The sequence below is a fragment of the Companilactobacillus halodurans genome (assembly GCF_009600985.1).
GTDB classification, from domain to species: domain Bacteria; phylum Bacillota; class Bacilli; order Lactobacillales; family Lactobacillaceae; genus Companilactobacillus; species Companilactobacillus halodurans.
On record NZ_VDFP01000210.1, the window covers coordinates 1 to 1165 of the forward strand.

Below are 1165 nucleotides of genomic sequence, written 5' to 3' on the forward strand. Positions count from 1 at the left end.
AAATACTTCGTTCGCATTTTTCCAATTCAATGTTTTTCTCGGCCGATGATTTATCGCATCGACGGCCATTGAAATGGCATCGTCTGAAACCCGATTAAAGTTCGTCTTCTTAGGAAAGTATTCTCGAAGTAATTTATTATGATATTAATTTGTACCGCGCTCATGAGGCGCGTACGAATGAGCGTAGTAAAATTTCAAACCATACTTATCCTCAAAGTGTCCAATTGATTGGGCACTTGAAAACTCAGTTCCACGATCACAAGTAATAGATTTGACCGAACCATCAAACTCATCCATAAACGTCTCCATGGCGGTATTAAAGTGTTTTGCTGATCTGCCTTTTATTTTGACTGTATATGACTTTCGTTCAACGAAAGTTGCTAAGCATTGAGATGTAGCCCGTGATGAAAGAACTGTATCAATTTCCCAATGACCAAATTCTTTACGTTTATCAATAGATTTAGGACGTTTTTCGATAGAATGAGTCTTAATGAATTTATGTTCAGGCCGCTTTAAAAGTTTACCTTTATAGTGATTTCGATGACGTTTACCATGTTCACGTAAATCCTTAATAGAAAAGTCTAAATCATCGGCATAAATCCAATTATAGACGGTATTAACGCATACATGGACGTCTGTGACGCCATGTACGATTTGTTCAGGAGACCAACGTAAATTAAGATGATAATCAATCAATTCTTTAAGATTTTGATTGATTTTTTTCTTTGTACCGATTTCCATGCGCCGGATATGTGCTAAATTATTAGCACTAGAACCTAAATAACGTACATTTGCTATGGACATAGGGTCGCTAGGCGCGTTTCGCGCAATCTCGCGACCGATAGTGGATCTATCTCTACCAAGCTTTCTAGCTATTTGAGATTTATTGAGACCTTGTTCTAAATAATCTTCAATCTTGATTCGTTCTTCAAAAGAAAGATGGCTATAATTCATAAATATTAAACACTCCAATAAAAAAATATCAATTCTTAAATCATACACTAAGGGTTTTCAACCCCGAACATTGCTTCAATTTACACACTAAACTATTCAGTTATTTTTATTCTTAATAGCTCTAAAATAAATAGATAAATGTCTGGGCATTAAAACCTTTGTTGCACTTTATTTTGATATATAGGAGCTATAACGCATTACAAAAGAAATG

General features: G+C 34.9%; 1 protein-coding gene. It reads right to left on the reverse strand.

Annotated features, from left to right (window positions below):
- Positions 1–144 precede the first annotated feature (144 nt).
- Positions 145–954, reverse strand: a complete 810-nt coding sequence (locus FHL06_RS13680; protein ID WP_153387203.1) for an IS30 family transposase — start codon at positions 952–954, stop codon at positions 145–147.
- Positions 955–1165 lie beyond the last annotated feature (211 nt).

What these genes read in the sequence shown, in the direction of transcription:
- FHL06_RS13680 (WP_153387203.1), bottom strand. Translation starts at nt 954, where the DNA reads ATGAATTATAGCCATCTTTCTTTTGAAGAACGAATCAAGATTGAAGAT.